We start from the raw sequence: 25,256 nt of genomic DNA, 5'->3' as shown, positions 1-25,256 counted from the left end.
TGGCGGCCACAAAAAAGGCGACCCCTTCACAGGAGTCGCCTTTCCTTTAACCGCCGCTAAAACTTACTCGGACAGTTTGTACGCAATCACGTAGTCACCTTGCTTGGTGCCCAGCGACCCATGACCACCCGCAACGACCAGCACGTATTGCTTGCCGTCCTTGCCGGTGTAGGTCATCGGTGTGGTTTGCGCGCCTGCTGGCAGGCGGCCTTCCCACAACTGCTTACCGTTTTTTACGTCGTAGGCGCGCAGGTACTGGTCGAGGGTGCCGCTCAGGAAAGCGACGCCACCAGCGGTGGTGAAGGTCCCGCCCAGGCTAGGCACGCCCATGCTCAGCGGGATCGGAACCGGCGAGCTGTCGCGCACGGTGCCGTTTTTGTGTTTCCAGATGATTTTGCTGGTGGTCAGGTCGACCGCTGTCACGTAACCCCAGGCCGGTGCCTGGCACGGCAGGCCCAGTGGCGAGAGCAGGGGTTCGAGGATGACGCCGTAGGGCGCGCCTTTGTTCGGCTGCACGCCTTCGGTTTCGCTTTTGCGCGGGCCTTGGGCAGCGATTTCGGCGGCCGGGATCATTTTCGATTTGAACGCCATGTAGTCCGGGTTCATGAAAGCAATCTGACGCACCGGATCAACCGAGATGCCGCCCCAGTCGAACACACCGAAGTTACCTGGATAAACGATCGAACCTTGCAGCGATGGCGGCGTGAACGGGCCGTCGTAGCGCAGGGATTTGAAGTCGATCCGGCAGATCAGTTGGTCGAACGGGGTGACGCCCCACATGTCGCGTTCTTTCAACGGCGGCGGCATGAGGTTGAGGTCGGATTTCGGTTGGGTTGGCGAAGTGTGATCACCTTCGACAGCGCCTTGTGGCACCGGCACTTCGTTGATCGGCACGATCGCCTGGCCAGTGCTGCGGTCCAGCACGTAGATGCTGCCTTGCTTGGTGGACGCGAGTACCGCTGGCTTCACGCCGTCAGCGGTTTTCAGGTCCATCAGGGTTGGCTGGCCGCCGACGTCCATGTCCCACAGGTCGTGGTGGGTGAACTGGAAGTGCCAGCGCACTTTACCGGTGGCGATGTCGAGGGCGGTCAGGCCGGCGGCGTGCAGTTCCGATTCGGGGGTGCGAGCGCCACCGAACTGGTCCGGGGTCTGGTTGCCCATCGGCAGGTAAAGCATGCCGAGTTTTTCGTCAACGGCGAACATGGACCACATGTTCGGAGAGTTGCGGGTGTAGACCTTGCCTTCGGCAATCGGCGTGGTGTCGTCCGGGTTGCCGCTGTCCCAGTTCCACACCAGTTTGCCGGTGTGTATGTCGAACGCGCGGATCACGCCGCTTGGCTCGTCGGTGGAAACGTTGTCGGTGACGTGGCCGCCAATCACCACCAGGTCTTTAGTGACCGCTGGAGGTGATGTGGAGTAGTAACCGCCGGCGTTGAACCCGCCGATGTTGGCGGTCAGGTCGATCTGGCCACCGTTGCCGAAGTCTTCGCACATTTTGCCGGTGTCGGCATTCAGGGCGATCAGACGAGTGTCGGCCGTCGGCAGGAGGATCCGGCGTGGGCAAGCACTGGTGACAGGTGCGCTGGCGGTGCCGGTCGGGCTTTGCTCGGAAGCGTAAGCGGCGTCATCGTGATACGACACGCCACGGCAGGTCATGTGCGCCCAACCCTTGAAGTTCGCCGCGTTTTGCGTGGAGAGCTTCGGATCGAAACGCCAGATTTCCTTGCCAGTGTCCGGGTCCAGCGCGATCACCTGGCTGTGCGGCGTGCAGACGTAGAGCATGCCGTTGACTTTCAGCGGGGTGTTTTCGGCAGTGGTTTCGCCCGGGTCGTTCGGCCCTGGCAGGTCGCCGGTGCGGTAGGTCCAGGCCGGAACGAGCTTGTTCGCGTTCTGCGGGGTGATCTGCGCCAGTGGCGAGTAACGATCGCCATGGGCGCTGCGGCCGTAGGAGTTCCAGTCACCGTCGGGCATGGCCGGGGCGGTGTTGGTCATGCCTGGCACGCTGTCGCGGTCCAGTTGGCCTTTGATTTCGCCTGGGTTGGTGAACTGGCTGGCCAGTGCGGCAACACCGGCAATCACCACGGCAGCGCTCAGCGCACCCGTGCCGACCGGATTGAACTCACCGCGATGCAGCGGGCGGCGGACCCACGGCAGCAACATGACGATGCCGATGGCAAACAACATCGCCAGACGCGGCACCAGTTGCCACCAATCGAGGCCGACTTCCCACAGGGCCCAGACGGTGCTGGCGAACAGCACCGCTGCGTACAGGCCCAGCGCAGAGCGGCGAGCGGCAATCAGCAGCACGCCGGTCAGTGCCAGGCCGATACCGGCCAGCAGGTAATAAAGCGAGCCGCCGAGCATGCTCAGCTTGATCCCCCCGGCCAGCATGGCCAGGCCCATTAGCAGAAGCAGGATACCGAGCAGGCTCGGCAGCAGACGGCTTCGACTCAAAGCACCATCAGTGCTCATAGTGTGGTTCTCCGTGACGTTTTAAGTAGTCCCGCGCAAGTTCACTGTAGATGACGATCAGGTGCGGGCAGGGTTCATAGAAAAACTGTTTAGTTGATGCGGTCCTTGTGGGAGCGGGCTTGCTCGCGAAAGCGGTGGTTCAGTCAACATTGATGTTGGGGCTGCCGGCCCCTTCGCGAGCAAGCCCGCTCCCACATGGTTTTTGTGGTGTTGGTTAGAACGATGACTGGATCTTGATCCCGCCAATCAGCGCGTCATCGACCTTGTCCACGCCACCGGGGTGGCGGATGTATTGCAGGTTCGGGCGCACGGTCAGCCAGTTCGTGACGTGCACGCCGTAATAGAGTTCGGCGCTGTATTCGGTGTCCTGCGGTGGCAGGAAGGACGGGTCGTTGTAGTCGAACACGGAGCGGGCCTGATTGGTCGCCTCGGCGTTCTTGCGGTAGGCCGGGTTGACGTGGACGCGGGCCAGGGCGAAACCGATGTCGTCCTTGGCGCGGGCATCGAACAAGCCTTTGTAGACGACGCCCGCCTGGACATAGTTGTCGATGGCGTTGGTCTTCTTGTCGTGCATCGTGCCGTTGGCGAACACGCTCAGGCCGCGGGAGTTGTCGCTGGCGCGGCTGGTCAATTGCTGCTGCACACCGAGCCACACGCCGTGTTTGCTCGACGCGCTGCGGTAAGCCTCGCCACTCAGGGCGGCCGGCTGGCCGTTGCTGTCCTTGTAGACATCAGTGGCGTTGGCGTTGCTGTAGTAATAACCGGCGCGGTATTCGCCCGGTAGGCCGTTGAGCTTCGGCGACCAGACCAGTTCCACCGGCAGGATCGCGCCCTGGGTGCCGCTGCCGCTGAGTTTGAAGCCGTTATCGCGATCGAGGTTCGACGGGTTTTGTTCATAGACGCCGACTTGCGCGTACAGCTCCGGCGTCAGGTGATATTTGACCCGCATCGCCCATTGGCTGACCGGCCAGTTGTACCAGATGCCACCGACCCAGTTGCCGACCTGCGAGCCGCAGAACGCGAGGTTCTGGAAGTCGCAGGGGAAGCTGTTGAAGTCTTCGCCTTCGCCAAAACGACCGACTTTGATGTCGAGCTTTTGATCGAAGAATTTCTGCTGATACCACATCTGCGTCAGGCGCCAGGTTTGCCCGCGACCCCAGACTTCCTGAGCCGAGGTGAACCCGCCCACGCGTGGGTCGTTGATGCGGTCGTTGCTGATGTTGTTGCCGTTGCGCTCGGTGATGGTCAGCTGAAACTCGGCGTCGTCCCAGCCCAGAATCTTCTGCAGGTCCAAGTGGGTGCCGAAGCCAAACTGGTCGCTGTAGCGAGCGGTGCGGTCATGGTCGTAGCCGCCGTGCAGATTGCTGCCCATTTCGCCGGTGTAATCGACTTTGAAGTCGTAGCCTTTTTCCGAAAGTTCGGTGCGCGTGCCGTTCCAGTCGCCGAGCATCCACGGTGACTCGCTATCGAACGCCGGAGCGGCCTGGGTGCAAGTGGCGAGACCCAACGCGGTGAATCCGCCGATCAGGTTCAGGGCTTTTCGACGAGCAATAGCGATGCAGACAGCGCTGTCTCGCGGAGTTGAAAAATCAGGCATAGAGAGGGAATTCTTGATCTTTTTCTGGGGGAGTGAACTGGAAGCGGCAGTATGTCGCGGGCAGATGAAGCGTTTCAGCTTGACGGGCGCAAGGATAATGTCCTGTTACAAATAGAGAAAGGGCTTTTACTGACATGGAGCGTTTCGGATTTGGTAACAGTCCATGGGAAAAGATCGCAGCCTCGTTTCACTCGACAGCGAGTGAAACGAGGCTGCGATCTTTTGCGGTTCACCTACATTTAACAGATAGCGCACAGAGCGCTTCCACCCGACCACACCCTCGGCTAAGGTGCGCGGCTTCCCATTCTTTCACCGCTCGAAGGCCCGGCATGACCGAACAGAACAACAACCCGCTGCACGGCGTGACGCTGGAGCAAATCCTCAACGCGCTGGTTGAACACTACGAATGGTCGGGGCTGGCCGAGCGCATCGATATCCGCTGCTTCAAGAGTGACCCGAGCATCAAGTCGAGCCTGACTTTTCTGCGTAAAACCCCATGGGCGCGGGAGAAGGTCGAACGCTTGTACGTGAAGTTGATGCGCACCAAGCGCCCGGTCTGAACATGGTCAACCCACCGACGCCAGGTTCTGCCGCGAGGCGTCGTTTTGTCGCCGTGGCTGCGGTGCTTGGCTGGGCGGGACTGAGCATTCAGCTGTACCTGATTTTCTACTCACGCTGGACGCTGGCGGCCAGTCTGCTCGGCGGGCTGGTCAGCTTCTTCAGCTATTTCACCGTGCTGAGCAATACGCTGGTGGCGACCGTGCTGACGTGCGAGCTGACGTCCCGCGAGTCGGCGGCGCGACGCTGGTTTTTGCAACCGTGGGTCAGTAGTTGCATTGCCGTGAGCATCGCCGTGGTCGGCCTGGGGTACAACGTGTTGTTGCGCCATTTATGGCATCCGCAAGGCTGGCAATGGCTGGCCGATGAGCTGATGCATGACGTCATGCCACTGCTGTTTCTGGCTTATTGGTGGTGCTGTGTGCCGAAAGGCACGTTGCGACTGCGGCATATCGCGGCGTGGGTGATCTATCCAGTGGTGTACTTCGCGTATTCGTTGTGGCGAGGGCATCTGCTGGCGGTTTATCCCTATCCGTTTATTGATGTCGAGAGGCTTGGTTATCCACAGGTGTTCGTGAATGCTGGCGGGTTGCTGGTGGGGTTTGTGGTGATTGCCTTGCTATTGATGGGTATCGACCGCCAGATTGGGCGGCGCCGATAGCGCCGCCATCACTAATCACTCCTCGTCGCTGTCACCCAGCCGCCAGTAGCCGACGGCTTTGACGGATTGCTCGCTAAGCCCGTGCTCATCCAGCAACACCCGGCGTATCTGCCGCGATACTTTGCTCTCGGTCGCCACCCAGGCGTACAGATTGCCGCTGGGCACTTGCAGCTGCTTCACCGTCGTCAGCAGGTTGTCCTTGCCGCCCTCGCGCAATACCCAGATCACATTGACCTGCGCGGCGCTTTCCAGACGTTGCTGTTCGGCGCCGTTCTCTACTTCCACGATCACCAATGCCCGGCGATTGGCCGCCAGGCCTTCCAGGCGCCGAGCGATCGCGGGCAGGGCGGTTTCGTCACCGATCAGCAAGTAACTGTCGAAGATGTCCGGCACGACCATCGAGCCCCGTGGCCCGCCGATGTGCAGGAATTGGCCGGGTTTGGCCTGCTCGGCCCAGGTCGCCGCAGGACCGTCGCCGTGCAGCACGAAGTCGATGTCCAGTTCCAGCGTGTCGAGGTCGTAGCGGCGCGGCGTGTAGTCGCGCATCGCCGGCATCGGCCCGTTGTCTTTGCCGGCACCGAGCACCAGGGTTTCCAGGGCGGCTTGTTCCGCCGCGTTTTGAGGGAACAACAGTTTGACGTGGTCGTCCGTGCCGAGGCTGACGAAGCCCGCCAGTTCCGGCCCGCCCAGCGTGATGCGGCGCATGCGCGGCGTCAGGTCGACCACCCGCAACACTTCCAGACGACGGCGTTTGATCTCGTGGCTGACACGGTGAATGGTTTGCACGATCACTTCAGTCATTCGGCTTGCTCCTGAGCGGGTTGAACGACAGGGCCATCGACGATGGCTTTGGCGGTGTTGTTAAGCAGGTCGCGTACCCGCAGGATTTCTTCCGGGCTCCAGCGGCCGTGATGCATCTGCAAGGCATGACGCAAGTTGTGCACTGCTTCGTGAATCTCGGCGGGGCGGTCATGGCCGCGCAATGAGCGCTTGCTGACTTCGATGCGCATCCGCACGCCGTCCAGTGCGATCGCCTGTTCGCTTAATGACAGACGTCCGGCATCGGTGATGGTGTAGCGTTTTTTCCCGCCCTCGGCGTCGCCCAGGATCATCTCGCTTTCTTCAAGGAAGGTCAGGGTCGGGTAAATCACACCGGGGCTGGGGCAGTAGGCGCCGTCGAACATGCTTTCGATCTGGCGGATCAGGTCATAACCGTGGCAAGGCTGCTCGGCGATCAGGGCCAGCAGCAGCAGTTTCAGATCGCCTGGGGCGAAAACTCGCGGGCCTCGGCCACCTCGTTCGCGGCCGGGGCCTGGGCGTTTTTCGAAGCCGTCGCGGCCGTCGCTGTGTTCGCGGTGGGGGGAATGATGGTCTCTCATTTTGCGTCTTCTCTCGTCGTATTTAGATACAACTTAAGATATATCTTAAGCGCGAGGCAAGACGTTTTTTGCAAGGGGCTGATCGGTGCCGACGGGCGGTTGGCGCGGTCAATGATGCAATTCACCAGGAAATATCACCGTACATAAGCTGATTTTGTCGCCGATACAGGAATTGTTTAACAGTTAAAGCTATTGCTCTAATAATAGTTGAGTTTATGTTCTAAAAATCCGGAAAGTCCACTGTTGTCTAGGCAAAGTCGCTGTATGGTTTTTTTAGTAAAACTGTATGTAGGCTGTAACTTACAGCCACTGTTTGGTGTTTGAGTTTTTTGTTTCTTTTTCCTTCTGATGATGAGGTTGTTTAACTACGCGCTCATGGGAAGTTGCCTGCTTACTTTCCGGAACAAGAAGTCGAAGATGTTTCGGCGTTGGAGGTTCAAATAAAGCGACCCATTACGGGCAAGCATTTTTTAACTTTCAATGAACCGACTCCATAAAGAAAACAGGTACTTAACAATGTTCAAGAAAATCGCAATCGCTGTCCCATTGGCTTTTTTGGCGCTGGGTTCCGCCGGGGCATTTGCCGCAGGAGAAGCTGCTCACTCCATCAGCATTATCGCCCACGTGCCGACTAACGGTTTCTACGTGGTACCTACCCATCCTGACCTCGTCAACAAGGATCAGGATATGAGCTACCAGCCTACCACCGGCAAAATGGGAGAAGTGAACGGGTTCTTCGATGTGCGTAACAACAGCGGTTCGGTTCATGCCAGCCTGGACAGCGCGCCAAAACTGATCTCTGGTTCCGATTCCATTGCGTTGAAAGTGGAACTCAACAACAGGGTACTCAACTTGACCCCGCAACTGGTTGTGGGTGAAGCCGAGTCTGACGTGAACTTCCGCGCACCGTTGAAAATCAGTGCGGTAGGTACGACCTTTCAGCCGGGCGACTACACCGGTGTCGTGGCAATGACCTTCGACGCTGTCCCTCCCGTGGGCGGCTCGCGCTAACGTTCAAAGTCGCGCAAACCGGCAGGGCAAACAGCATTGTTTGTCCCGTCGGACTTCAACTTGATCGTAATCAGAGTAAGAGTTCATGTTCCCGATGACCCCCATCGCGGCTGCGCTTGCGCTGTTGTTTTGCACCAGTGCAGCGGCGGCTCCCGTTTCTTCCGCCGGTACGACACCGCGAAGTCTCCTGGCGCAGGCCAAAGGTCTTCCGGCGGATTTCGAGGAGCATTTCTTTGATGTGCCTCTGGCTGTCCGGGTAGAACTCGATCAACAGCCTCTGGGAGAGGCCATGGTGGTGTTGTCTCGCGATGATCGCGTCACCCTGCTCGAATTTACCGACACCAGCGAAAACCGTTTCGGCCCCGCTGAACGGGAAAAATGGGCAAGTTATCTCAAGCCGGGTGTGCCGCTGGGCAATTGCACTGGGTCATGCCCGGATCAGGTGCTGGCCGTGCACTACAACCTGGAAAGCTCGTTGGTTTCGATCCTTACCGAAAACGCTGAACGCGATGTTGAAGCCAAGCGTTACTACGAGCAGCCCGATGGCGGCAGTAGCGGCCTGATGGTGCGCAACTAGCTCAACCTCAATGGCGGCCAGGATCAGGATTTGGGCGGGCGCTATGGCCTTGAAGCCAGCGCGAGCCTGGGCAACTGGAGCCAGACGTTCAACATGCAATTGGCCCGCCTCGGCGGTCCCGACGATAAGCTTTATCACGCAGTTCACGAGCTCTACACCCAGCGCGAACTGCAGGGCAGTTTCCTGCGCCTGGGCTATTTCACCCCCAATTCCGAAGGGCTGACCCGCCAACCTCGTACGTTTGGCACCAGCCCCGATACCGCTGTCGGTGTCATGGTCGGCAGCTCCGACAGCCTGGCGATCAACAGCCCGATGCCCAGCGTCTACCCGATTTATGTCACTGCAAATCGCCAGGGTTCGGTGGAGATTTATCGCGACGGTCTGTTGATCAACACCCAGTCGGTGCCCGCGGGGTTGCAGACCCTCGACACCCGTCCGCTACCAGGCGGTATCTACGAAGTGGAAGTGCGCCTGATCGAAGACGGTCAGATCACCTCCACCACCCAAGAGTTGGTGTACAAGCCCAACAACTGGCGCAACCTCGACGAGCGCTGGCGCTACAACCTGTTTGCCGGTGAAGAAAGCAAACTGCTCAGCAACTGGGATCAACAGTCCAGCGGCAATCCCACGGCAGGGGCCTCGATCAATTACCTGATGCACCCGCGGGTGATCCTCGGGCTATCGGCGCGGCAGATTCGCGAAAAACTGCAGTACGGCAGTTCCATCGACTGGACCCTGGCCAATCACATCAGCCTGTACGCCAACGTGTATCAGACCCAGGATCATGGCACTGGTCTCGATCTGCAAAGTCTTTACAACTATGGTTCCGGTAGCCTGGTCATCAGCCACAACCGCAGTTGGCTGGACACCACCGACCTGTATGAAACCCTGCCGGACGGCACACGGATACGCCAGCGTAATGTGTTCGTCGGCGAGACCAGCAACTCATCCCTGTCGCTGAACCATCGGCTCAGCAGCAAAAGTTCGATCAACGCCCGGGTGTCCCACAGCGAGGGTAACGTTGAAGGCGTCGGCCTGGACCTGGGCTGGAATCAGCGCACCACGCTGTTCGGCAGCGATGGCAACTGGCGGCTGTCGCTGTTCGACCGGCCGGGCAGCTACAGCAGCGGCAGTGCGCGCAATCGCGGTGTCGACCTGAGCGTCAACCTGGCATTGGGCGCGCCCGGCCAGCAGATTACCGGCAGCATCGGTTCGCGCACGGCCCGTGACGGCAGCCGCGACAACAATGCTTCCCTCGGCTGGCGCCAGGATTTCAACGATCACGTGCTGCAAAACGTCTCGATGACTGCACTCACTGACACCTACGGTGTGGGTGTGTCGAGCCTTGCCAGCTTTCGTACCGACGCAGTCAATGGCGACGGTTTCGTCCAGCGTTCGTCGTACAACGGCAACTTCACCGGCGGTCTTAACCTGGACAGCACCCTGGTCGTCGGCGGCGAGCAAATGCTCATGACCAGCCATTACGAAATGCGTGGTGCGGGAATGATTGTCGATGTGGAATCGGACATCGATGACATCACCCTGCGCGCCGACGATTACAGCGGTGGCGGCGCGGCGTTGAAGCCGGGGCGCAATTTCATCCCGATTACCGCATACCAGAACAGCTCGGTGAGTTTCGACTTCGAGGGCAACCATGTCCCGGCGGCGACCATCGAGCCGGCGCGCACGCGCTATCACCTGAACAAGGGCGGGGTGGAATACCGCAAGGTCCGCGTGATGAAGACCCTGACCGTGCTCGGCCGGCTGGTCGATGCGCAGGGGCGACCGCTCAAGGGCCATCACGTGATCAACCACGCCAGCCGCGGGGTGACGGAAGTCGACGGGTTCTTCTCGATGGAAATGAATGCTGGCTCGCCGACGCTGGAAGTGCGTCAGGGTAATCAATTGCTGTGCCAGTTCCGCCTCGATGCGAGTCGTCACCGCAGTGAAAACAACGTGTTGATGATCGGTGATCTACGGTGCACGCCGGATACCCTGGCTGATGCGTCGTTTATTAAACAGAAGGCGGGTTGAAAAGATGATAAGGGGTAAAACAGGAAGCCGCAGTTTTTGGTTTTTGATATTAAGCCTGATGGCCGAATCAGCGGTGAGTGCAACGATGGATATTCGTGCGGTGTTTCGACCCGATCCTTCAAAACCACTGCAAAACAAGTTTGTTAATGAAACCCCTCTAAGTGGACATTGCGAAATGCAACCTGCGTTTTGCAAAGACAGAGAGCTGTTTTCTTTGCTTATACCCATCGGATTCCGATCTGTTGCGCCCTTTGAGGCAGGGCATGCCGATCAACGCAGGGGGCCGATGTTTCGGGTACCCGGTGAATGGCAAAGACTGAGTGTCAAGCATTCAGACACACTCGAAGAAGCTGATTTGGAAGTCCGGATAGTCTCGATCGGTGGGCGCTATATCCTGCCTGATACGGCGGAAAATTTGGTCGGTACAGGCGAGCCCACAACTGTTCAGGGTTGGCACACACGCCTTTGGAGCGACTGGACGTGGCAACCTCCTGAACCTTGTCAGTACACAGGAGGTATGTACACGTTACCGGCCAGTAGAACCTTCTTTTGGTTGACCACCGCATCCAGCGTGTGTGCCGCGAGGGCCAATTACCCAGTTCCGTCCGTGACCTATGACCGGATGCAGATTGGCTATGAGTTGCGTACGCCAAACCCGCTGCAGATGTCTTCCGGTAATTACTTTGGCAGTTGGACTTACACTGTCGGACCCGGGATGGATTTCGACATGGGCGACATCATGCAGCCTGATGACTCGACCCTGACCCTAAGTTTCGATCTGGATGTGCAACACACTTTGAAGGTTGACTTGCCGCCGGGCGGAAACAAAGTTTCGCTGGAGCCCGAGGGCGGGTGGCAACGCTGGATTGAAAGTGGTCGCAGGCCGAGCAAGCTCTACCGCGACCAGCTGTTTTATCTGTCGGCGTCGTCGCGCTTCAAAGTCATGATGCTATGCAACTCGACCGGCGGCCCCCGCTGCAAGCTGTTCAGCCCCAAAGGCAATACCACCGAAGTGGAAACCTACCTCACCTTGCCCGACGGAATCACCGGGCCAGGCGGGCCGGGGCAGGTCAAGCTTCTCCCGCTTAGACACAACACGTGGTCATCAGTCTTTCAACCAGGGATCTATGTGAATCGCAAGGCCGGCTCGCTACGTTTCGAGATGCCCAAGGACTCCATCGACTTTCTGCTGCGGCCCGATATGAGAGACACGTTCAGCGGCAACATCACCATTATCTGGGACTCGGATGCTTGACCGTTCGAGCCTCGCCACTTTTTTCTGATGAGATCAAAGACAATGAACCGTGTGTTTTTGCTGTGGGTGCTCAGTGTGTTTTGCGGGACGGTCAACGCCGGGCCACAGATCAATGTCGGCACCGTATATGACTATCTGGATGCGGATAAAAGTACCTACCTCAAACGAGTATTCAACAGCGGCGATGCCACCGCGTTCGTCAAGGTCAACGTGCTGGAAATCGTTTACGACGCCGATGGTGCGCCCAAGGAAATTCCGGTCGAGGCTGCCGTGGACGGTGCCTCGCGCAACGGTGTGATGGCCAGCCCGGCGCGGCTGATCGTGCCGGCCCAGGGCATGCAGGGCACACGCCTGTTGTACATGGGCGAACGTGACCGTGAGCGCTACTTTCGCGTGCGATTCGTGCCCGTGGTGCCGGAAAAGGAAGATGAATTCGCTGTGTCCGGCGAAGAACGCGAGGACTACAAAAAAAACCTGTCGGCGGGGGTCAACGTGATGACCGGGTTTGGCACGGTCTTCTTCGTTCGTCCCAAAAACACCCGTTTCGAGAGCGCCATCAGTGAAACCGACCAACGTTATGAGTTGCGCAATAACGGCAACACCGTGGTCATCGTCGACGAGTTCAAAAGCTGCGCAATCAGCAATGAAACCGAATGCGGAGCGACCACCAAACACCACGTCATGGCCGGCAAGGCATTTGGCTTCGACAAGGAAAAGGGGCGCGAATACCGTTTCACCCTGATCGAAGGCGACAGTAAAAAAGTCCTGAAGATTGCCAGCCGATAGGTCGGCTTTCCATTGACGCAACGGGTATCGAACATGATCAAGCAATGCGCCGCCGTCGCGCTGACGGCAATGACCGCACTGATGGGCTCTTTGACATGGGCTGCCCGGGAGGAGCACACCTTCGAGGTGATTGTGAGCGTCCCGGCACGCTCGTTTTACGTGATCCCGGCCGAACCGGACTGGATACACCGGCCGCAACGGTTGATCTGGAGTCCCTCAGCATCGTCCCTGAGCAGCGTGCGCAGAAACTTCGATGTACGGCATGACACCAGCGCCATTGAAGCGCGCCTGGAGGCCGCTCCCTATTTGTCGAACGGCAGGGCGGTTGACGACATTGCGTTGCGGGTCAGTTTCAACGGGGTGGAGTTGAGTCCGGACCTTTCTCCACGGCTGGTGGTGTCGGCGGCTGACGCGGCGGCAGGCAAGCGGGTGTTGCTGGAAATCGATCCGGTGATGCCGTCCGGGGGATACCGTCCGGGGGATTACAGCGGCAACGTACTGTTGTTGTTCAACGCCAGGGCGCCTGGGGAGTGAGGTGAAACAGGCGCCTCGATGTTCAAGGCGTGAGCAATGTGTCGATCGAGAACCAGCGCCGAGTGATAAGACTCGGCGCTGGCGTAGGGTCAATCAAAAGATCCCCAGGCGCGTTACATTTTCAAAGCCCGGCTCGTGCCATCGCTGCCCGAGTCAGGTTTCTGGCCAGCTCGTTACGTGCATAGCCCATGTCTCGCACCAGCCTGTTATAAAACGACGTACTCATTGCTTCGCCACTGAACACTTCTTTCTCTTCAACGTTCAGCGCTTTGGCCAACGCTTCCAGTCTTTTCTGAAGCCGTGTTGTCTGAGCCCTGTCCTGATTATTGGCCCACTCGTTTTGAACCTCGCGCAGCTCTTCGAGCTGCCCTTGTTTTGCCTCGAAAAATTGATCGTTCGACTCGAACTGTTCAGGGTAGGTTTTGCGCAAATGTTGCTCCCAGAACGGGTTGTCGAATGAATCGACCATCCCGTTGACCAGCCCGTCGCCTTTCTCCCGTTCGATGATCGTGTCATAGGCTGTTTCGATTTTTGCCCGATCTACACCGGATCTCGGTTCAAACAGCATGCCCTCGGACTGCCACGGCAACTCCAGGCGTTTCGCCAGTCCCGTTTCAAACGCCAGGTGCACTTCCACATCATCCGGAGCGGTGTTGTTTGCCGGATTGATCAGGAACTTTTGCTGCTGGCTGCTGATTTCGGCTCTGGCGACATCACCGACCTTTTCCAGGCGAGCGGCGCTACGGGCCAGCCTCACCAGCCTTTCGTCAAGCACCGTGGCGGACGCCGACTCGGTGTACGCTTGCGACACCAGCACCTTGAGCCCCATGTTGTTGAACAGCTGCGACCCTGCATCCGCGCAGGTCTCGGGCTGACTGGCCTGTTTAAACAGTTCTTCGCGCAATTCGGAGTCCAGCGCCGTGGCATCGATCATTTGCCAGACGCGCTGGGTCAACTGCTTGCGAGCTCCGACGTCCCGGTAGTCCTGGCTGTCTCTCTGCTTACTGATGACCCTGAAAAAATCGGTGGAGCCGGGTTCGGCCATCACATCGTGCCAGGACTCTTCCCTGTGTACTTTGTAACCCTCGGACAAATCGAAAACCGATGGTGCGGTCGAGGACGGCATCCAATGGCTCAGTTCATCCTCTACAGCTCCTGAATAGGCCTGCTGACGGGCAAAGCCCGCGGATTCGCGGTAGTCGCCAAAACGGATCCGGTCGGCATCGGAAAGCCGCAGGGTGCCGAATCGCGCACGTGCCAGGATGAACGCTTGATCCGACCCTGGTGCGACCTCCGGCACGGTCTTGATCGGGCATTGGCGCATGTCGAGAGCAAAACCACGCGGGCGGTTTTTCTCGCCGGCCGCATCGCTGAAAAGACCTTGCGGCCAGTCTTCGATACCGGTATTTGCCAGACCTAATACTTTCAAGTCGCGCATGCCACCGACATTCGGGGGCTGGCGCAGCGGATTGCCGTCCAGCCTCAGCGTTTCCAGGTGGGTGAGGTTGCTCAGCTGCTCGAGCGAATTGGCACTCAGACTGATTCGGTTGTCAGCCAAATCCAGGGTTGTCAGCTGACCCAGCTTGCCGATATCGGATGGCACCGTGGTCAATCCTGTGTTGCGGGCGCTCAGCTGATGAAGGTTCGGGAAGTCGTTCAATAGACCGTTCCTGTCGACCGAAAAACGCGCCTTGTCCAGGTTCAGCACGGTGATCTGATCAAGGTATTTTCTGATGTCGGCCAGCGTGCGTACTTGCTTCCACCAGCGGTCGAGATCCGGCCCCCTGATTTCGGAGGAAAGGTCCAGCGTGTAGCCACCGTCCGGATGGATATTGCGCTCGCCGAATGCTTCGCTCTTGCGTTCGAAGCACTCAAGCAGCCGTTCCTCGATATGCCTTCCGCCGTTTTGCAGGAAGTCCCTGTTAATCCCGATGACGGGATCCCCGGAACTGTCCAATTGAGCAGGTTGGTTGTCCCGCCACGCCTGTAAGGTGTTGCGCAACTGCTTGAGGTCATCCCTGATGCGGTCGATGGCCTGGTCGGGATCGCCCTTGGCACGCAATGCCTGAAGAAACCAGGTGACTTGCTGATCGGTCAACTGCGGATACAGTTCCTTGATCCTTTGCTCCGGGGTCTTTTCGCCAAAGAACCAGAACGGACCTCGCACCAGATTGACGGTTTCAGTTTTGGCAACTGCGCGAATGGGCGGTTCCGCCAGCAATGTTCGGCGCTCGCCCGACGGTGCGGAGATTTCCATGATCCATAGTTTGAGCCGGCGACCGTGACCGCGCGGATAACCCAATGCTGCGCGCTTGTCGTCGGGCAGGGCATTGAGAATCGCTTCGTAGAAGTCGTCGGCTTTGTGCAGCTGCCGGTTGTCCCCATCGACCGCTTCGTAGCGGCCCTGCTCATCGCGGATCAGTAGCCGTACCGTCGAGGCATCATCGGGGCCGACACTACAGCGCAGCGCACCGTCATAGGTGCCATTGCGCACCTCAATACGCAAATCGTTCAGGCTCTTGGTATGAATTACCAGGGTTCTTAGCGCTAGCATCTCGGTGTTCGGCACCATCATTTCGTCGTGATAAAAACCGTCGTAGGCGCGGGCGGTGGACGCTTCGAAATTCACTTCGCGCGCCAGGGTTTTGATCCTCAGGGGCAGGCGACTTTCATCGGCTATTCGCTGCAGTTCGGCTGGCTTTGCTTCAGCCAGGACTTTTCCCGCAAGCGTGAGCGGCATGTCGGGGAACGTCTGTTTCAGCACGCGGGTTTGCGCCCTGTTCAACCGTTCACCCGCCTGGTACACACGTTTTGAAATTTCGCCCTGACGCTGATCGACGGCATCCGCCAATCGGTCACGCACTGCTTGGGTGCGTTTGGCGCGTGGTACTTCGCGACCCAGCAGGGCGTTGATTTCGGTGTCCTTCAAAAAGACAGAAACGCGTTCGGACAGCCGGCCGGACAGGAGCTCTGGCAGGCCGATGCTCAAGGTATTGGCGTCAGTTGCAGAGGCGTTCCCGTAGGTGCGTGAAAGACCTCTCAAGTCAGACCGTTCATAGACCTTCAACGCCCGTTCGGCAGGCCAGCCCGGGAGCCTTGTCAACAGTGGTTCGAACCACACGTACGATGGGTCGAGCGGTCGCCCGGCACGGATGTTCGCACTGGCGATCTGCACATCGTCAAACGCGCCGAAGCGCTTGATCGCGTCGACCAGCAGTGGTGGCGGTGGCGCATGCTCGGCATGCATGCGCCGCAGTTCCCCTTCGTCGGTGCCGCTGCTGATGCGGACTTGTTCGCGCTCGGTTGGCGTAAAGCGCTCGACGCTATGGCCGAGGCGACGCATCAGCGTTTCACCTTCCCAATCGCCCGGATTCTCGCCCTCGAACATCCAGGCGCCGCTGCCGTTGTGTTCGAGCTTCGGCGAGTAGGCATTCGGCCGGGAGGGGTGTTTGAGGCGGTGCGTGGCGCTCGGATCGTGCGAAGTGGTTTCAACGGTGTAGAGCTTGCCTTCAAGCGGCAGGATGTCCTGATTGAGGTGTCGGTGCAGACCGAGGACGTCGGGTTTCGAATCAGTGGGCAGGTTCCGACTGGTTTGTTCATAAGGCTTGAGATCTGAATGCCACAGCGACTGTTTGCCGTTGGGCAACGTGACCGGGTTCATGCCCTCGACCAGCGCCGACAATTTGAATCGAAGCGTGCTGCCAATCGCTGCACCCGCCCCAAACGCCGCCAGTTGAATGACGTCCGTCACCACACTGATCATATGTTCGGCTGCTTCAACTGCCAGACCTTCGGCCAGATCGACAATGCCTTCAATGACGTCATTCGTCAGTTGATAAGCGGTGTAGGCCATCATCAGTTCGCCCAGACCGGGCACGAAGGGGGTGAGAACCAGTAGCGCGGCATTGAAAATGTCCGACACTATTTTCTTGAAGTTGTCCCACCAGGCCCAGCGGGCCTTGCTGTCCGTATCGGCGGTGGACACGGCGATTTCCCGTGCGTCGTTGAGGATCTTGTTGAGTTTTTGCTGGTAGGCGTATTTCCAGTAATCCCGGGGGAGTGGTACATGCTGAAATTGCAAGTGGGGGCTTGGGACGGGTTCCTTGCGCCACGCCGGACGCTGATCCGTCGGACCCTCTATCTGATGCCATTTGACCGTAAACAGACGTTGCTCGAGTTCGGCGAAAAAGTGTCCACGCTGCTGCTGATCGACAAACTGACTGAAGAATTGTCGATAACTCACCTGCGATGATGCGCCGATGTTGTTTTCGCGCAACTGGCGCGCCAGCTCACTTATGAACGCGTCTGTCGATTCGTACTCCTTGAGCGGGTGATCAGGGTCATGCGGGACATATGCAATGAGTCGTCGAATGCCTCTGCTGTCCAGCGCGGCAGGAATCAACAGGACAATGCCGGTCAGACGCGTCTGCATCATGGACAGGTCGCAGCACAGCATCTGCTTCCCATTGAGGAGTAGTTTAGGTTTGTCCTTCGCCATATCCAGCATCAGCGTATAGGCGTCGTACTGGATATCCCCGGTCGTCAACGCCAATTGCGCGGCGACGGTCAGTGCATCTTTCTGACTCTCGGTCACCTTGTGCTTCATTACGGCTTCGGCTACCGGTTCGTCGGGAAGCAGATAGCGTTCGAGATGTTTTTTATAGCGCGCGCCAATGTCCAATTCCCGGCAAAGTGCCTGGAACTGCCTGATGGTCATTTTATGTTTGATCGGTATTACATCGAAGTGCCCGTGTTTGTCGGGTTGAGTGATGTATTCCGAGTCGGCATTGACCGTTTCGCTTTTTGCAAAGTTGTGCAGCGCCGCCTCCAGCAGGGAGACGGTTTGGGCAGTCACACCGCCCGTGAAATCAATCGCGTACCAGGGTAAATCCTTGGGGATGTACAGGCGCAGGCAGGTCGTCTTGACGTCATTTTCGATTCCGTATCGTTCCTTGAGTTTCGCCTGGAGCAGGGGCGCGGCAAACGAATGGACGTCCTGCAGTTTTTCGAACAGTTTGTCGACCGTATTCTGCGAATGCCATGCCTTGAGGTTGGCAGCTTTCAGCTTGTCATGATGGCTGGAGGGCGAGGTGGTGTACCACGGCTCAATCTTCAATCCAGTATCCGCCAGTGCCCGGCCTCTGCCGACAGTGGCGTCTTTAAAGTGGTCGTTGATGGTGTTTTTGATGAACTCGTAGTGCCGGCCCTTGTTCATGTTTTGGCCGAGCGTGGGAGCGTCAGACATGGCAATCATCCTTGATCGTTTTAAGAATGATCAGCCTATCTGTCGGGGCTAAAAACAACAGTCTAAAGATCTGTGCTTAACCGGCGTTTTCAGCCGGTAAACAGGTCAGTATTCAAATCTGAAAAATAATTAAATACCACCTGCTGCGCAAAAGCTCACAGTCGCGATGTCGAAACCGGCTGACACGCGACGCTGCTACCCGGTTGCAGGTACGGCGTCAGAATCGGCGCCATCCCCTTGAGCACTTGCACTGGCAAGGCCGAGGTGAACTTGAACGTTTCGGCCGATTGCCCGGGCACGAACGCAGTCATCGTGCCGAAGTGACGATCGCCGATGTAGAACACGAAGGTCGCGGTGCGGTTGATGGATTTCGAACTCAGAATTCGCCCACCCGAACCGAAGGCTTCGATGCGGTTATCGCCCGTACCGGTTTTTCCGCCCATGGCCAACGGTTTGCCATCAGGCGTTACGAAACTGCCGGAGATGCGTTTGGCTGTGCCGGCATCCACCACCTGCGACAACGCTTCGCGCATGGCTGCGGCGACCTCGGAAGGCATCACCCGTTTACCGACATCCGGGTCATTGATCAGTTTGGTTTCGTATGGCGTGTTCGCTGCAAAATGCAGGCTGTCGATGCGCAGTGTCGGCATGCGCACGCCGTCGTTGAGGATGGTACCGATCAGCTCCGCCAATGCTGCCGGACGGTCGCCGGAACTGCCGATGGCGGTGGCCAGTGACGGCACCAGGTGATCGAACGGATAGCCGACTTTCTGCCAGCGCTGGTGAATGTCAAGGAACGCCTCGATCTCCAGCATGGTGCGAATGCGGCTGTCGCGGGCACCCTTGTGACGGCTTTTGAACAGCCAGCTGTAGACTTCCTGGCGTTCGAACTGGCTGGCTTTGACGATCTGGCTGAACTTGGCATCCGGGTTGTTCAGCAGGTACCCCATCAACCACAAATCGAGCGGGTGGACCTTGGCGATGAAGCCTTGGTCCGGCAAGTCGTAGGCGCCAGGGCCGTAGCTTTCGTAGAGCCGTTGGAGGCGTTCGTCGGTCAGTTTTTCGGTGAGCTTGGCGCCTGTCAGGTGCGAGCGTACGAACATGTTGAAGCTTTGCTGACTGGCCTGTGGCAACAGATAACGATGCACCGCGGCCATGCGAATCGGTGTCGGGCGCATGCCGTCGAGGAAGGTCTCGAGCCGCGCCTGGGTGTCCTTGTTCTTGTACTTCTTCCAGAACTTGAGCAGGAACGACGTGCCTTCGCGGTCGGCAAACGAGGCCAGGTATTCCTGGCGGCGAGGGTCGCGGTCGTCCTTGAGCAATTCGGCGCTGCTATTGGCGCCGGAATACGTGGTGTAGCGCACCAGGTCACGCATCAGCCGAATGAACGGCAGGTTGATCGACTCGCGCAGGGCATCGCGCAGGGTAGGGAGGCGGCCGTTGTCTTCTTTGCGAAAGTTAACGAATGTGTGCAGCCCGCCACCGGTGAAAAAAGCTTCACCGGGGCTGGCCGAGTATTTGCGATCCAGCGCAGCGCCGAGCATGGCTGGCAAATTACGGTCTTTGTTCTGGATCAGGTAATCGACGGCCCAGCGACTCAGGCGGTCCTGATCAGGGACGTCGACCTTCTTCAGTTCCGGGACGGTCATCGTTGCGTATTTATCGTGCAACTCGGCGATGATCTGCAAATAGGTGGTCAGCACACGCATCTTGGCGGTGGAGCCCAGTTCCAGTTTGCTGCCTTCATTGATATCGAATGGCTGGTCGGTGCTGTCGGTCTGCACCCGCACCCGCGAGCCGTCCGGGGTCAGTTCGAACAGGGTGAAGCTGTAGCGCACTTGGGTGGTACTGGTGGGGGTCAGCAGGCGTTCACCCATCAAGCCGATCTGCGCTGCAAACACAGGGTCGGCCAGATGCTTCAGGTACTCGGTAGCCTGGGTTTGCAACTCGCCTTGCAGGGTGCTGGTGGCGGAAAGATCAAGTCGATCGAGGTCGTACAGCGGACGGTTGAGCAACCCGCCCAGACGACTGCGTGCCACGCTGATGCCCTTGTTGGTTTCGATCGGCTGAATGGTTGGCTGTGTCTGCCAGTCGCGATAGGTCACTTTGCTGGTCAATGCCGCTGCCTCGAGTGGCGCATCGATCACGCCATTCAGTGCCAGCAGGCGAATGTGGCTGTCGGTGAGTTCGGCCAGTTCATCGTGCCCCTTGGTCAGGTAGTGGGAAGGGCGGCGCTGGGCAATCATCAAAGACAGCATCTCTCGCAGGGCCAGACCTTTTTCCGACATGCTTTTCGGATCTGTAGCGTTGCTGGCCAGCCGCTCGTTGGCCTGGTTGAAATCGGCGCCGTACCAGACGCGCAAACCTTCGGCCATGCCATGCACTTCACCGTGGCCCGGTACTGCCGACAGGGGCACGCTGTTGAGGTAATCGCGAATTACGTTTTGCCGGGCTTCGAGGGTCTCCGGTCCGGCCTGATAGGCGCGCACGCTGGCAGAAATCATCTGACGGATTTTTTCCGCGCCCGACACGGTCAGGCCATCGGGCGAATGCCGGTACTTCTCAAGTTGCGTTGCCAGGGTACTGCCACCCGCCGACTGGCCTGGCAGGTGCATCAACTTGGCGACCTGGGACCACGCCGCCATGCCGAACCGCGGCCAATCCACGGCAGGGTTGGCCCGGGGCTGACGGGGATCGAGCAGAAAGCGGTTTTCGATGAACAGCAAGCTGTTGACCACCACGGGGGGGATCGCCGCAAAGCTTGAATACAGTTGTTGTGGGTATTTGTACTGGTAAAGCGGTGCCGCACGGCAATCGGTGATCGATAATCCGGCCTGGATTTTCTCCGCGTAGGGCACAAAAAAGCCCTTGTCGGTGTAGTCCATCAACTTTTTGGAAAACCGGGTCTGGGACGCCACAACGTAGTCACGCTTGATCAGACGCGGCAAGAATTCATCCAGCGAGCTGTAGCCCAGACGCAGGTCGAAAGGACCGGCGCCGGGATAATGAATGGCATCGCTGGGACCGGGTTTCAGCTCGTAGCTCAGGGTGGCGGCGTATTGGCTGAGTTCCCGGGATTGAAATTTCGACGTGCGCATTTCCTTGGCTGCGGCCAGCCCCAGGACAACCAGAATTATCAGCAACAACAACCAGAACGCCCCCCAACCGTGCTTCATAAGACTGCGAGGGGGTTTTTCAGGTAAAGGCGCTTCATCCACACGTTCAGTCGGAACCACATTTTTTCTCGAATCGGTTTGCCATAAAGCGCCCATAGTCGACTGATCCATTCACGCAGATTGAGAGGACTTGTCTGAAGCTTAGACGGTGGTTGGCGTTGGTGAAAAAATTGTGAATATACAAATATCGATTTCCTATCATTCCCTGTGGCGAGGAAGCTTTTGTGGCGAGGGGGCTTGCCCCCGTTCGGCTGCGTAGCAGACGCAAGTCAGGTATATGCGGTTTGCCTCATACAACATTGGGCGTTCAAGTTTCGGGGGGACTGCTTCGCAGTCCAACGGGGGCAAGCCCCCTCGCCACAGAGTTTGTGTTCGTTTTAGAGCCAGTTGGCATCCCAGAGCGGGTAATCACCGATTTTTTCCACCAGGCCGGCACGTAATGGATTTGCGACGATGTATCGAGCGAACGGCAGGAGTTCTTCTCCATCGCGGATTGCCCGGTCGTGATAGCCGGTTTGCCATAGTGGGCCCTCCCGTTTCGTCATTCTGTTCACTGTCTGGGTGCAACGTGACTTGATGGAACCGACGACACAACCCAGATCGTTTCCTTTCAGTTGCATAAGCCAATGGAAGTGATCGGGCATAACCACCCAAGCGATTGAATTCACCAGTCCGGAGTCGTGAGCCCGGCGCAGTTCTGCGACAAGCAAACGCCCCACTCGCCAATCAGAAAATATGGGTTGTCGATCGTGAATAACTGCGGTGATGAGGTAGGCACGACCGTTTTCGGAATTTCTGCCTAAACGCAGGCGATGGGAGTTTGGTTGAGTAGGCAATCCATTGCTTCCTTACGTGAAAGTCAGGTGACGCTCTCAGGCTAGTACGCAGTGGTCTGCATTGGCGCTGCGATTGTTGAGTGAAATTTCTGTTTCCTGCGAAGGATCTGGCGATGAGGAGCTTTTGTGGTGAGGGGGTCTGAAATGGCTGATTTAGACACGTCGAGCGATAAATAAGGCCTGGATAGGGGCATGACGATGCACCATTACCGTGCAATACTCCACGCCGTTTCATTGGCGAAAAGTCCTGCAAATACCAGGTAATGCCCCTCCGTAAACCCGGCTTTTCCCGAGAGTTCTCGCTGAATGTTGTGGTTTATAGAGTGAAAAACCCTGTAGGAAGCTTTTTATACTGCACGCCCCGCTGATCTTGCAGGTTTTGTCCTACAAGACGGGTTTGCCCACGAAGCAGGCCCGGTTTCAGAAAAGCATTGGCTTACCGGTCAGCGCTTCGACACTCGGTGGTCATATCCAATAACAAGATGAGGTGTACCCCTATGCCAGTTGGCAATCACCTGCCCAATGGCGAGACCGCTCAAGGCGGCCCGCTCAAACGCGAACTCGGCGAACGGCATATTCGCTTGATGGCACTCGGTGCCTGTATCGGCGTCGGTCTGTTCCTCGGTTCGGCCAAGGCCATCGAGATGGCCGGTCCGGCAATCATGCTGTCCTACATCATCGGCGGTCTGGCGATCCTGGTGATCATGCGCGCCCTCGGCGAGATGGCGGTGCACAACCCGGTCGCCGGCTCCTTCAGCCGTTATGCTCAAGACTACCTCGGCCCATTGGCGGGCTTCCTGACTGGCTGGAACTATTGGTTCCTGTGGCTGGTGACCTGCGTTGCGGAAATCACCGCGGTGGCGGTGTACATGGGCGTCTGGTTCCCCGATGTGCCGCGCTGGATCTGGGCACTCGCCGCGTTGATCAGCATGGGCTCGATCAACCTGATCGCGGTGAAAGCCTTCGGTGAGTTCGAATTCTGGTTTGCCCTGATCAAGATCGTCACCATCATTGCAATGGTGGTTGGCGGTATCGGCGTGATCGCGTTCGGCTTCGGCAACGACGGCGTTGCCTTGGGGATTTCCAATCTCTGGGCGCACGGAGGCTTCATGCCCAACGGCGTGCAAGGCGTGTTGATGTCCCTGCAAATGGTGATGTTCGCCTACCTCGGCGTCGAGATGATCGGCCTGACCGCCGGTGAAGCGAAGAACCCGCAGAAGACCATTCCCAATGCGATCGGCTCGGTGTTCTGGCGGATTCTGCTGTTCTATGTCGGCGCGCTGTTCGTGATCCTGTCGATCTACCCGTGGAACGAAATCGGCACCCAGGGCAGCCCGTTCGTGATGACCTTCGAGCGTCTGGGCATCAAGACCGCCGCCGGCATCATCAACTTTGTGGTGATCACCGCGGCGCTGTCGTCCTGCAACGGTGGCATCTTCAGCACCGGGCGCATGCTCTACAGTCTGGCGCAGAACGGTCAGGCCCCGGCCGGTTTCGCCAAGACCTCGAACAACGGCGTGCCGCGTCGCGCCTTGCTGCTGTCGATCGGTGCCTTGTTGCTGGGCGTGCTGCTCAACTACCTGGTGCCTGAAAAAGTCTTTGTCTGGGTGACGGCGATTGCCACCTTCGGCGCGATCTGGACCTGGGTGATGATCCTGCTGGCCCAGCTCAAGTTCCGCCAAGGCCTGAGTGCCAGCGAACGTGCCGGCCTGAAATACAAGATGTGGTTGTACCCGGTCAGCTCGTATCTGGCGCTGGCGTTTTTGGTGCTGGTGGTCGGCCTGATGGCGTACTTCCCGGACACTCGCGTGGCGTTGTATGTGGGCCCGGCGTTCCTGGTCCTGCTGACGGTGTTGTTCTACGTGTTCAAGCTGCAACCGACCAATGTGTCGCAGGGTGCGGTGCGTTCGGCTTCGTAAGGCGTAACGCCTGAAATGAAAAAGCCCCGGTCGTGATGATCGGGGCTTTTGCGTTTGGATCTTAAGCGGCCGCCACCGACATTTGCCGATTCAACCGTTTATTGAAATCCAGCCACGCCCCCAGCAACGCCATCACCCCGGCACCCACCAACGCTGTGAAAACCTGCATGGCAAACGCATCGTCGGTCAGGGCATTGAGCATGTCCGCCAAGGGCGCCAACAGCACGCCGAGGCAGAAAACTTCCAGTGAGTAGCGCCCCATTCGGCAGCATTGCTGCGCCAGCCAGTTTTGCGTCCAGCCGTTGCCGGGCAAGAGCCTGGCGGTGACATAGGCCAGCGCCAGGAAGTGCAGCAGACGGACCGGCGACAGATCGGTCTTGCTGATCGGGTACAGCAGGTTGCTCAGGCTGGCCGGCATCAGGGCATCGTGTATTTCCGGCCAGCGCCAGGAGACAGTAATCACGCCGGCCACCACCACGTACACCGCCGCGCTGACAAACAAGGGCTGGCGCAACAGCGGGCGAGCGTCGGGCAACCGTGGCCGCAGCCCGTGAATCGCCGCAAAGCCGCCGAGGATAAACAGCAGTTGCCAGGTGACGGGGTTGAAGTACCACACACCGTCCTTGATTGCCGCAAGGTTCCAGCCAAACTTCGGTGCCAGCAGGTAGACCGCCAATGACACCGCTACGACCGCCCACGGCTTGCGCACCAGCAACGGCAGGACCAGTGGCAATCCCGCCAGCAGCACGATGTACAACGGCAGCGGGTCCATAAGGTTCGGCTTGAAGCGCAGCAGCAACTCATCCGTCAACGCTTGCTGGGGGTTGGTGATGAAGTGATGCAGGCCCATTTCCTCCACCAGATCGCGGGTTTCCACATGACTGTTGGCGAAGAACACGATGCCCATCAGCATCGCCAACAGGAAAATATGGACCACGTAGAGCACCCAGGCGCGCCGCAGAATCTTCACGCAGGCGATCAGGTAACCATCGCGCGCAAGGATTTTGCCGTAGGCCAGAACGGCCGCGTAGCCGGCGAGAAACACGAATATTTCTGCGGCATCGCTGAAGCCGACATTGCGCAGGGTGATTTGGCCAAGGGGGTTGTGAGGCACGTGATCCCAAAAAATGAAGATCAGTGCCAGGCCGCGAAAAAAGTCGATTCGGTGATCGCGCTCAAACGTCATGACGGCGGGCTCGTGAACGGGTGTTGAGAA

At 58.4% G+C, this 25,256-nt stretch carries 15 protein-coding genes and 1 pseudogene; 8 read left to right on the top strand and 8 right to left on the bottom strand.

The window, feature by feature from the left end; all coding sequences use genetic code 11:
• Window positions 1–63: 63 nt before the first annotated feature.
• Both ACSQ87_RS26245 and ACSQ87_RS26240 read right to left on the bottom strand, forming a co-directional pair.
• Entirely contained in the window at window positions 64–2,472 is a 2,409-nt protein-coding gene (locus ACSQ87_RS26245) for a glucose/quinate/shikimate family membrane-bound PQQ-dependent dehydrogenase (protein WP_436274702.1), read from the bottom strand.
• A gap of 214 nt (window positions 2,473–2,686) precedes the next feature.
• Window positions 2,687–4,069, bottom strand: coding sequence for a carbohydrate porin (locus ACSQ87_RS26240; RefSeq protein WP_436274701.1), 1,383 nt, complete (start codon window positions 4,067–4,069; stop codon window positions 2,687–2,689).
• A 329-nt stretch (window positions 4,070–4,398) separates the two neighbouring features.
• Here ACSQ87_RS26240 and ACSQ87_RS26235 point away from each other — a divergent pair, with 329 nt between their 5' ends.
• Together ACSQ87_RS26235 and ACSQ87_RS26230 are read left to right on the top strand one after the other, a co-directional pair.
• A complete protein-coding gene (locus ACSQ87_RS26235) occupies window positions 4,399–4,629 on the top strand; it encodes a VF530 family DNA-binding protein (protein ID WP_007944895.1) in 231 nt (76 codons plus the stop codon).
• Window positions 4,630–4,631: 2 nt separating this feature from the next.
• Complete coding sequence (locus ACSQ87_RS26230; protein ID WP_436274700.1) at window positions 4,632–5,288, top strand: Pr6Pr family membrane protein; 657 nt, start codon at window positions 4,632–4,634, stop codon at window positions 5,286–5,288.
• 15 nt (window positions 5,289–5,303) lie between these two features.
• On the opposite strand, the gene ACSQ87_RS26225 is transcribed toward ACSQ87_RS26230, so the two are convergent.
• Window positions 5,304–6,089: a siderophore-interacting protein gene (locus ACSQ87_RS26225; RefSeq protein WP_436274699.1), complete on the bottom strand. Its 786-nt coding sequence runs from the start codon at window positions 6,087–6,089 to the stop codon at window positions 5,304–5,306.
• Window positions 6,086–6,667, bottom strand: a complete 582-nt coding sequence (locus ACSQ87_RS26220) for a PadR family transcriptional regulator (protein ID WP_223433428.1) — start codon at window positions 6,665–6,667, stop codon at window positions 6,086–6,088. The genes ACSQ87_RS26225 and ACSQ87_RS26220 overlap by 4 nt, the downstream gene beginning before the upstream one ends.
• Before the next feature lie 516 nt (window positions 6,668–7,183).
• Here ACSQ87_RS26220 and ACSQ87_RS26215 point away from each other — a divergent pair.
• The 5 genes and pseudogenes from ACSQ87_RS26215 (at window position 7,184) to ACSQ87_RS26195 (ending at window position 12,864) form a co-directional block, all read left to right on the top strand.
• A complete protein-coding gene (locus tag ACSQ87_RS26215) occupies window positions 7,184–7,678 on the top strand; it encodes a CS1 type fimbrial major subunit (protein WP_223433427.1) in 495 nt (164 codons plus the stop codon).
• A gap of 85 nt (window positions 7,679–7,763) precedes the next feature.
• Window positions 7,764–10,289: pseudogene (locus ACSQ87_RS26210) on the top strand (CS1-pili formation C-terminal domain-containing protein).
• Entirely contained in the window at window positions 10,258–11,544 is a 1,287-nt protein-coding gene (locus ACSQ87_RS26205) for a hypothetical protein (protein WP_436274698.1), read from the top strand. Before ACSQ87_RS26210 ends, ACSQ87_RS26205 begins: the two are co-directional and overlap by 32 nt.
• Before the next feature lie 42 nt (window positions 11,545–11,586).
• Window positions 11,587–12,330 (top strand): molecular chaperone, encoded by a 744-nt coding sequence (locus ACSQ87_RS26200; protein ID WP_223433424.1) that lies wholly within the window; start codon window positions 11,587–11,589, stop codon window positions 12,328–12,330.
• 33 nt (window positions 12,331–12,363) lie between these two features.
• Complete coding sequence (locus ACSQ87_RS26195) at window positions 12,364–12,864, top strand: CS1 type fimbrial major subunit (protein ID WP_436274697.1); 501 nt, start codon at window positions 12,364–12,366, stop codon at window positions 12,862–12,864.
• A 121-nt stretch (window positions 12,865–12,985) separates the two neighbouring features.
• On the opposite strand, the gene ACSQ87_RS26190 is transcribed toward ACSQ87_RS26195, so the two are convergent.
• The 3 genes from ACSQ87_RS26190 to ACSQ87_RS26180 all read right to left on the bottom strand — a co-directional run bounded on the left by ACSQ87_RS26190 (window position 12,986) and on the right by ACSQ87_RS26180 (window position 22,121).
• A complete protein-coding gene (locus ACSQ87_RS26190; RefSeq protein WP_436274696.1) occupies window positions 12,986–18,109 on the bottom strand; it encodes an NEL-type E3 ubiquitin ligase domain-containing protein in 5,124 nt (1,707 codons plus the stop codon).
• A gap of 155 nt (window positions 18,110–18,264) precedes the next feature.
• Complete coding sequence (locus tag ACSQ87_RS26185) at window positions 18,265–21,381, bottom strand: transglycosylase domain-containing protein (protein ID WP_436274695.1); 3,117 nt, start codon at window positions 21,379–21,381, stop codon at window positions 18,265–18,267.
• Window positions 21,382–21,662: 281 nt separating this feature from the next.
• Window positions 21,663–22,121, bottom strand: coding sequence for an REP-associated tyrosine transposase (locus ACSQ87_RS26180; protein WP_436274694.1), 459 nt, complete (start codon window positions 22,119–22,121; stop codon window positions 21,663–21,665).
• Between the two features lie 497 nt (window positions 22,122–22,618).
• Here ACSQ87_RS26180 and ACSQ87_RS26175 point away from each other — a divergent pair, with 497 nt between their 5' ends.
• The gene (locus ACSQ87_RS26175) at window positions 22,619–24,040 is read left to right on the top strand and encodes an amino acid permease (protein WP_436274693.1); all 1,422 of its coding nucleotides are present in this window, start codon (window positions 22,619–22,621) and stop codon (window positions 24,038–24,040) included.
• A 61-nt stretch (window positions 24,041–24,101) separates the two neighbouring features.
• On the opposite strand, the gene ACSQ87_RS26170 is transcribed toward ACSQ87_RS26175, so the two are convergent.
• Window positions 24,102–25,226 (bottom strand): OpgC family protein, encoded by a 1,125-nt coding sequence (locus ACSQ87_RS26170; RefSeq protein WP_436274692.1) that lies wholly within the window; start codon window positions 25,224–25,226, stop codon window positions 24,102–24,104.
• Window positions 25,227–25,256: the final 30 nt, after the last annotated feature.

The organism is Pseudomonas sp. LjRoot277 (assembly GCF_964253845.1).
Lineage (GTDB): Bacteria > Pseudomonadota > Gammaproteobacteria > Pseudomonadales > Pseudomonadaceae > Aquipseudomonas.
This window is presented reverse-complemented; position numbering and strand designations above follow the sequence as displayed.